The sequence below is a fragment of the Marinobacter sp. C1S70 genome, from assembly GCF_000475355.1.
GTDB classification, from domain to species: Bacteria; Pseudomonadota; Gammaproteobacteria; order Pseudomonadales; family Oleiphilaceae; genus Marinobacter; species Marinobacter nauticus.
In genome coordinates this window covers 1-8,731 of the sequence record NZ_AXBW01000068.1, presented here as the reverse complement: position 1 = coordinate 8,731, position 8,731 = coordinate 1, and the positions used below count along the sequence as shown (strand labels likewise).

General features: G+C 50.6%; 7 protein-coding genes. All 7 read right to left on the bottom strand.

All coding sequences use genetic code 11. The features are described 5' to 3' along the window. Nucleotides 1–471: 471 nt before the first annotated feature. Genes Q669_RS15390 through wecB form a run of 7 tightly spaced genes read right to left on the bottom strand, consistent with a single transcriptional unit; the run spans nt 472 to nt 8,485 of the window. On the bottom strand, nt 472–2,448 hold the full coding sequence (locus Q669_RS15390; RefSeq protein ID WP_022992960.1) for a nucleoside-diphosphate sugar epimerase/dehydratase: 1,977 nt from the start codon (nt 2,446–2,448) through the stop codon (nt 472–474). Further along, complete coding sequence (locus Q669_RS15385) at nt 2,432–3,607, bottom strand: DegT/DnrJ/EryC1/StrS family aminotransferase (RefSeq protein WP_022992959.1); 1,176 nt, start codon at nt 3,605–3,607, stop codon at nt 2,432–2,434. The genes Q669_RS15390 and Q669_RS15385 overlap by 17 nt, the downstream gene beginning before the upstream one ends. Nucleotides 3,608–3,612: 5 nt before the next feature. Further along, nucleotides 3,613–4,239, bottom strand: coding sequence for an acetyltransferase (locus Q669_RS15380; RefSeq protein WP_022992958.1), 627 nt, complete (start codon nt 4,237–4,239; stop codon nt 3,613–3,615). Then, nucleotides 4,239–4,835, bottom strand: a complete 597-nt coding sequence (locus tag Q669_RS15375; RefSeq protein WP_022992957.1) for a sugar transferase — start codon at nt 4,833–4,835, stop codon at nt 4,239–4,241. Before Q669_RS15375 ends, Q669_RS15380 begins: the two co-directional genes overlap by 1 nt. Further along, nucleotides 4,828–6,051, bottom strand: coding sequence for a glycosyltransferase family 4 protein (locus Q669_RS15370; RefSeq protein ID WP_022992956.1), 1,224 nt, complete (start codon nt 6,049–6,051; stop codon nt 4,828–4,830). The genes Q669_RS15375 and Q669_RS15370 overlap by 8 nt, the downstream gene beginning before the upstream one ends. A 13-nt stretch (nt 6,052–6,064) precedes the next feature. Beyond that, nucleotides 6,065–7,327, bottom strand: a complete 1,263-nt coding sequence (wecC, locus tag Q669_RS15365) for a UDP-N-acetyl-D-mannosamine dehydrogenase (RefSeq protein ID WP_022992955.1) — start codon at nt 7,325–7,327, stop codon at nt 6,065–6,067. 27 nt (nt 7,328–7,354) lie between these two features. Continuing rightward, nucleotides 7,355–8,485 (bottom strand): non-hydrolyzing UDP-N-acetylglucosamine 2-epimerase, encoded by a 1,131-nt coding sequence (gene wecB, locus Q669_RS15360; RefSeq protein WP_022992954.1) that lies wholly within the window; start codon nt 8,483–8,485, stop codon nt 7,355–7,357. Nucleotides 8,486–8,731: the final 246 nt, after the last annotated feature.

Genomic DNA, 8,731 nt, shown 5'->3' with positions numbered 1-8,731 from the left:
AGACGAACTCTCTGACCTGGTACGTCAACTGGTTCCGGGATAGAAGCCCGGGCTCCCCCGGCCCGACGCAATGGGGGAGAGGGGGTCGTGTGTCCGGACAATAGAAATTGATCAGTTATTAATCAATCGCGGCCGCAAATGAGCGGTAATGGCGGTAACCTGCACAGTCTGCGAGACTTGCCGGGGACCTATGAGAAATCGGGGCTAGAGCGTGAAATCAACCTCGTGAGAAGGGCTTTAGTGCACCTAGACCAATTTCGAGACACTCCCACCGCCTCAAAGGTCACCAAAACCGCACGGGATCACCTGGCAGGTGCATTGGGAGACACCCAAATGACACAACTCGAAAGCCTGGTTAATGTTTATCAGCTGAAGCGTTTGCGATCCGTTTTCTAACCCGCGAATTAAAAAACACATCTCGAGGGCGACGTAGCGATGACCTATTGAAAATTCATATTCGAGCTAGTGTCCTTAGCTCAATTGAATTACCTTTCCCCCATGGGGATCATTTGGAAATTTAGGGCGAGCATTACACCAAACCAAATCTGAAAGATTGCCATTTGGGGAATAGCCGGTTTTGGCTTCTTTCAACAGTTCAATGGCCATTTCGCAATCAAAGGTTTGACTGGCACGCCTCAATTTATTGAGGATATTTTCAACCTCATGCCAAGGCAAAGATACCTCACGAGCCATCATTATTCGTGAGTGTGCTGTGCCCTGAGGATTGTCTCCAATAAGTAACTCCTCATAAAGCTTTTCCCCCGGCCTTAAGCCGGTAAAAATAATCTCAATATCCCCACCAGGGTTAGCTTCGGTCTTCTCCTCAAACCCCATGAGATGGATCATTTTTCGTGCAAGATCGGCTATTTTTACCGGCTCTCCCATATCGAGAACGAATACTTCGCCTCCCTTGCCCATACTCCCAGCCTGAAGCACCAACTGGCTTGCTTCAGGGATCGTCATAAAGTAACGGATGATGTCAGGATGGGTGACAGTAACAGGCCCACCATCTCGGATTTGATCACGAAACAGGGGGACTACTGACCCAGAGGAGCCGAGCACATTACCAAAACGAACCATCGAGAACACTGTATCGCTTTGTCTTTGTGCTAAGCCCTGTAATACCAATTCAGCCAGGCGCTTGGACGCACCCATTATATTCGTCGGCCGGACAGCTTTATCCGTCGAAATCAGTACAAATCTCTCAACACCACATTCAATTGCTGCCTCTGCAACGTGATAAGTACCGAAAACATTATTCTGTACACCTTCGATAATATTGTGCTCTACCAGAGGAACATGCTTGTAGGCTGCAGCATGATAAATCATCTCGATGTTGAAAGCCTTAATCACAGCTTCACACCTTCTGCGATGCGTTACGCTACCCAGAACGGCATGTAAAGCAACCCCCAAACCTTCAACCTGATTTATTGCTTTAAGCTCCCTTTCAACAGCATAGAGCGAAAACTCCGACTGCTCGAACAAAACCAGGCACTTGGGTTTGTGCCCTAAAATTTGGCGGCAAAGCTCGGAGCCAATTGAGCCACCAGCTCCGGTAACGAGTACCGATTTATCGCGCAAGCTGGCAGAGACCATTTCAACATCCGGGCGGACCGGGTCGCGCCCCAGAAGATCTTCTATTGCCAGATCACGTATATCGTTAATGCGGGCGATACCGGAAACCAGCTCCGACATTGATGGTACTGTTTGAATGGGCACAGACAAGGTTTCAAGAGTGCGCATCAATGCCTTGCGATCAACAGAGTCTGAGTCCTCCAGAGCCAACAAAACCCTGGAGGCATCCAGTTCACGCAGAGCCTTTTCGATATATTCGAGCGAATACACCGGAAGATTTCCCATCAAGGATTTATGATTTGAACTTACAGTAGAGATAAAGCCGACGGGTCGATGCTCAACGCCCTGAAGCAAGGCAGAAGCAAGTTGCATACCTTTTGGACCAGCACCCAGTATCAGTACTCCGTCTCTTGCCTTATCCAATCGGCTACGCACCAGAGTTCGAACGCAAAAACGCGTCCCCGCGACAAGAATGAAAGCAAAGGCACCATATATGACCGGTACCGAACGCGGCACCAAAGTTTGGAAGAGAAAGCCTAGCACGATTAGCGCCAGACTAGAGAACGTTACGCCGATAAAAATGGCAAAAAGAGCGTACTCGCTGATATATCGAATGACGGCTCGATAGAGGCCAAGCTTGACAAATGCCCCGATCGTTACAATCACAGTGGAGATAGAAACCCACACTTGACTATCAGACGGCAGCCAACCAGCATTTTCAAACCGCAACGCAAACGCAGCCCAAATTGCAAAAGTCAGCAACACAAAATCAGAAGCAACTGACACAGCCCTTTTCCTAGGCCGTGACATTCTCAGCACCGAATTAATAAGCTTGTGCTTCAAAAGATGTCCCTTATCATCGAGAGGCTTCATCCATTACTTCGTTAATTACCGATACAGTTTTTTCAATTTCTTGACACGTTAATGTTGGGTGTACAAGAAACATTAAGCTGGTTTCCCCCAATTCTCTCGCGACAGGTAAGCGCGCCTCCGGAGCTAATCCTGCATTGGTGAAACATTTTTCCAGGTACACCTCTGAGCATGAACCCGAAAAGCACGGTACACCTCGAGCCATGATGGAGGCCATTATTCGATCTCGACTCCAGCCAGCTCTGAGACTCTCAGGCTCTATAAACAAATAGCACTTATAGGCAGCGTGGCCAATGCCTACAGGCACGACAGGTGCCCTCAAGCCACTTCGCTTTCGTGCCATGTCCCAAATAAGATCACAGTTATTGATTCGCAATCGTCGCCAATCAGCCATTCGCCGGAGCTGAATGCGCCCAATAACAGCCTGCATTTCTGTCATCCGCCAATTTGTACCAATGCTTTCATGCAACCACCGAAATCCCGGTGGGTGCTCACGCTCATAGACGGCACTCCAGCTTTTACCGTGATCTTTAAATGACCACATCCGTGACCACAACTCTTGGTTATTGGTGGTTACCATGCCGCCTTCGCCGCCTGTCGTCATGATCTTGTCTTGACAGAACGACCAAGCAGCCACATCCCCGAGACCACCAACGGGCCGCCCTTTGTATGTAGCCCCATGCGCCTGCGCGCAATCTTCGATCACGTAAAGACCGTGCTCCTGAGCCAACTGGTTCAAGCTGTCCATATCGCATGGCCAGCCAGCCAGATGAACAGCAATAATCGCCCGGGTTTTCTTGTTAATGAGCGGATACACTGTTTCGACGGTGATATTCTGTGTATCTCGATCGACATCCGCGAAAACTGGCTTGGCACCCACATTAACGATACAGGATGCAGAAGCTAAAAAAGTGCGAGCAGTAACAATCACCTCATCGCCAATGCCAATACCCAAGCCTTTTAACGCCAGATCTAGCGCGACAGTGCCATTAGCCACCGCTACTGCATGCCTGGCACCAGCAAAAGCCGCAAACTCTACTTCGAAGTCCCGCGCCTCAGTACCTGTCCAGTAATTAACCTTGTTAGACAAAAGCACTGCAGAAACGGCATCTGCCTCCTCCTTGGTATAGGAGGGCCAAGGTGAAAATGCAGTATTTAACATTGAATTCAATCCTGAGGTTTAATTGGACAAGCTGGAACACCAACCACTGTCTGGCCAGCGGGTACATCGCGCAACACAACACTGCCCATGCCAACCGTCACTCTTTCCCCAACTGTAACAAGTTGCTTTATCGACGTTCCGGCCCCAATCCACGCTTCCGTACCCACGCAACAGCCACCAGCAAGCACAGAGTTTGGGCTAATATGTGAGTAAGAGCCAACTATACAGTCATGCTCTACAACCGCCCCGGTATTTATGATGGTACCAATGCCTACTCGTGCAGACGCGTTCAGCACCGCATTGGCCAATACAACGCTACCAGCACCAACGACCGCAGAAGAGCTGATTACAGCAGACGGATGAAAAACTGTCACCGGGTTAAAGCCAGCTGCCATCAGAAATTCCTGGCAGGATCTCCGAACTCTGTTATTTCCTATGGCTACAACAACCCCATCAAACCGCTCTTGTTGCGCCACTAGCGATGTGCTGTCACCGGCAACCTCCCAGATACCACTTTGGAGAATCTCAGGCCAGGCATCATCAAATAAAATGATCTCCTTCCATCCACTCAAACGTGCCGCCTCTGCCACTACCTTGCCGTGGCCACTGGCCCCAAGAATGGCTAGCCGCATCAGTCTTTATTTCCGGTAAACCTGGCCATCGTTGCTTCTCCCTCGGCACTAATACCATCACGCACCACCACCTTCTTGACGGTCAAAGCCAGAATTTTCAGATCCAGCCAGAACGAACGATTGTCGACATACCAAACGTCCAGTTTGAACTTATCCTCCCAAGAAATGGCATTTCGGCCATTGACCTGAGCCCAACCGGTTATGCCAGGTCGCACTTCATGCCGCCGACACTGTTCCTTTGAGTACAACGGGAGGTACTCCATTAACAACGGGCGAGGACCAACAAGGCTCATGTCACCCTTAAGCACATTCCAGAATTCTGGTAGCTCATCCAGGCTACTAGAACGCAAGAAACTTCCGAATGGAGTCAATCGTTTATCATCCGGCAAGGGCGAACCATACTTGTCCACCGCATTCATCATTGTACGGAACTTGACCATCTGGAACGGCACACCCCCTCGTCCGGGCCTGACCTGGCGAAAAAATACCGGTGCACCCAGTTGCCAGCGAACCCAAAACGCCAACACCACAATTACCGGACTCAGAAAAAAAAGAGCCAAGAGGCTAACGACAATATCAAACCCTCTTTTAAACACGGTAAACCGCTTCCTCCAGCCATTCGCTGAACTCATCAGAGAGGTCTTTCCAGGAGAACCTTTCCTCAGCAAGTTGTCGGGCATGGGCGCCCCTTTGTTCGGTTTCTTCAGGGCGCTCAGCCATTTCCTCCAAGGCCTCTGCAAACGAAACAGGGTCTTCAGCTGGAACGGTAATTCCACATTGCTCTGAAACAACAAGATCTGAGACCCATCCCGGATAATTACATATCACGGGCAGCCCACTTGCCAGATAATCAAAAAACTTGTTTGGAGATGTCCCGTAGTAAAAGGCAGGAACATTAGCGAGCACCTGCAACCCCACGTCAGCAGACGCAAGCAAACGTGCCAGCTTGTGCTTGGGCACCGAGCCTTGAAAGATTACATTAGTCAATCCCTCCCGCCGGGCCCGAGCCTGCAGTTTTGCCTTGGCGCTGCCCTCCCCCACCAGTAGAAATACGATATCGCCACGGTGATGGGACTTAAGTACAGATGCCGCATCCAAGATAGCCTCGAGGCCGTTAGCCAAGCCGTGAGTGCCAGGGTAAATAGCCAGAAAAACCCCTTCCGGTATGTCACTTGGGCGCCACGGAACAACATCTTCCGAAAACAGTTCAAGGTCACAGCCGTTGGGAATCATTTTTACCTTATCTGCGGCAACTCCGCAGCTCAAGATTCCGTCAACCATACCCGGCGACAAGGCAACTAATTTAGTCGCGGATCTATAAGCCATCCGCTCCAGCATACTCATTGCCCACAGAATAATCGGGTTACGAATCACGCCCATTGCTTTGGGGAGCTCTGGCCAAAGGTCCCTGACTTCAAACACAAATGGTTTACGCCTGACCCACCGCGACACAATACCCGGTAGAGCTGCCGTAAGCGGAGTGCTGGTAGCAAATACAAGGTCATGATCTTCACTCAGGGCTATCCACATACTTCGGAATGCAAACCTGAGAAATGTCCAGATGCGCCCCATGAAACCCAGGGCGTTACTGTAAGGAAGTTTGATTTCAATAACACGGATGCCATCAACCAAACCCTCTCTTCGGCTGAACCGAAACGGCCCGGTCAGCCCAGTTTCGCCAACGCCATATGAGCCACAAACCATCGTTACGGAATGACCTCGCTCAACCAGTTTTTTTGCCATCTGGTAAGAGCGAAGGCCGGCAGCACCCCGAGGTGTGGAAAAATGCTGATGAAAATAGAGAACTTTCATAACACCAGACCTTTTAACGCCAGAAACCCCGGGTATCTATGAGTACGCCATCAGGCTTCTCTTGACCTGAAAATGTACGATGATCGACCAGCAACACGTGAATATCACCCGGTGAGTCGTCATATTCCACTAACTCGACGCCCACACGCAAAGAGGCTGGAAGTTGTTTGATATGAGGCTCAACCACTTTTAAAGGCCCTGGATGAACTCTTGCGAGTTCCTCAACGATTCCCACGGCAGGGCTTTCTCTCAAGTCATCAATGTCGGGTTTGAAGGCCAATCCATAACATACTATGGTCAAGTCTTTGGCAGACTTTCGAGGATTCTTTTGCAGAATCTCTCCCATAGCACGTTGAATTTGTTCAACGACCCACCTTGGTTTACTGTCATTCACCTCGCGTGCAGTGCGGATCAGCCGAGCAAGATCAGGTGTCTGGCTGACAATAAACCAGGGATCGACGGCTATGCAGTGGCCACCAACGCCAGGGCCCGGTTGGAGAATATTCACTCTGGGGTGCCGATTTGCCAGACCAATAAGCTCCCACACATCTATGTCAAGGCGCTCGCAGATAATCGACAATTCGTTGGCAAATGCGATATTCACATCTCGGAAACTGTTCTCTGTCAGTTTAGCCATCTCCGCAGTGCGAGCCGTTGTTACAATGCACTGGCCCTCAACAAATATCTCGTACAAAGCAGCAGCTCTTCTGGCGCACAGGGGCGTCATACCCCCAATTACCCTATCGTTCTCAACTAACTCTCGCATCACGTGCCCAGGAAGAACACGCTCAGGGCAATGCGCCACATTCACATCTGCTTTTTCACCCATTTGTTGAGGAAACGACAAATCCGGGCGCTCTTCGGCCAGCCACTCAGCCAGTTTTTCGGTTGCACCAACCGGAGAGGTGGACTCCAGTACAACCAGATCACCTTTCTTCAGAACCGGAGCAATGGCCCGCCCTGCAGATTCAATGTAGGACAGATCTGGATCCAGTTCTCCGCTTTCCAGCCTCCTGAAAGGAGTGGGCACCGCTATCAGAAATGCATCTGCTGGCTCTGGTTTGAGTGTTGCCCGCAGAAACCCCCGATTCACCGCAGTGCTAACAACGCCCTCAAGTTCAGGCTCAACAATGTGGATCTGGCCTGAGTTAATGGTATCCACCACATGCTGGCTCACATCCACCCCAATTACGCTAACCTTGCGTGACGCAAACACTGCAGCCGTCGGCAAACCTATATAACCAAGACCAATCGTGGAGACTGTTTGAAATTCCATAATCTATCCGTAAAAAAGAGTTTAAAACTAAACTTTGGAAAAACGGCACCGAAGAGCGTGAACGATACGGGAAGATGCCTCACCATCACCATAGGGATTATGTGCGAGGCTCATGGCCTCATACGCCTTAGCATCATCCAACAGAGAAGAAACTTCCTGAGTAATTTTGGCAACATTTGTTCCAACAAGCTTGACAGTACCTGCTGACACTGCCTCAGGCCGCTCCGTGGTTTCTCGCATCACCAAAACCGGCTTTCCGAGAGACGGTGCCTCCTCCTGGATGCCACCAGAATCGGTAAGAATAATGGTCGACCTGTCCATAAGGTACACAAACGGCAGGTAATCCAGCGGTTCAATCAAATGAACGTTCGCAAGCCCCGCCAGTAGTCGATTAACCGGTTCACGGACATTGGGGTTGAGATGCACTGGATAAACAATCGCAAGAGACGGATAGCGCAGGGCGAGCGCACGCAACGCTTCGCAAATGCGCTCGAAACCACCCCCAAAACTTTCCCTGCGGTGCCCGGTTACCAGCAGCACATCTTGAGAAGGCATGACTGCGGGTAGCGCCTCGTCGAGATTTGCCTGAAGCGTTTCATCGGAGCGAATGCGATCCCGAACCCAAAAGAGCGCATCAATTACGGTGTTACCCGTCACCACGATCTTGGCCGGATCGACAGCTTCACGGACCAGGTTTTCTCTTGAAGTATCTGTGGGCGCAAAATGCAGATCTGCCAGAACGCCGGTAAGCTTTCGGTTTGCTTCCTCTGGCCACGGCGAATAGAGGTTGCCAGTGCGCAAACCAGCCTCAACATGCCCAACCGGAATCTGGTGGTAAAAGGCCGCCAGGGAAGCCGCAAAGGTGGTCGCCGTATCACCATGAACAAGGACCATGTCTGGCCTGAACGCATTCAGCACCTCCCCCATACCCTCAAGAATTCGGGACGTGATCTGCTCCAGAGACTGCCCGGGAGACATGATGTCGAGATCAAACTCCGGTTCGATACCAAAAAGACCGAGCACTTGATCCAGCATTTCACGATGCTGGGCCGTAACACATACGGCGGACTCTATATCCTCGGCTGACTCCAAAGCATGGACGACCGGTGCCATTTTGATGGCTTCGGGGCGTGTTCCGAATACCGTTAAGATCTTCATTGGACCTACTGAAATCAAGGTGAATGGGACCGCGAAGGATACCGCAAAGCGCCAAAAAATTCAGCCTTTGTATTCGACATAGCAGATGCATCGATCCGCATCTTCGGGTAAGGTCGCCGAAACCAAATATGGACAGTCTCTCCAACGAATAATGGACATACTATGAAAACGATTAAGTGCTGCTCTTTGACCGCCTTACTGCTCTTCGTGCTCACTGGCTGCGGTTCTAGTTGCGGTAGGAATGCC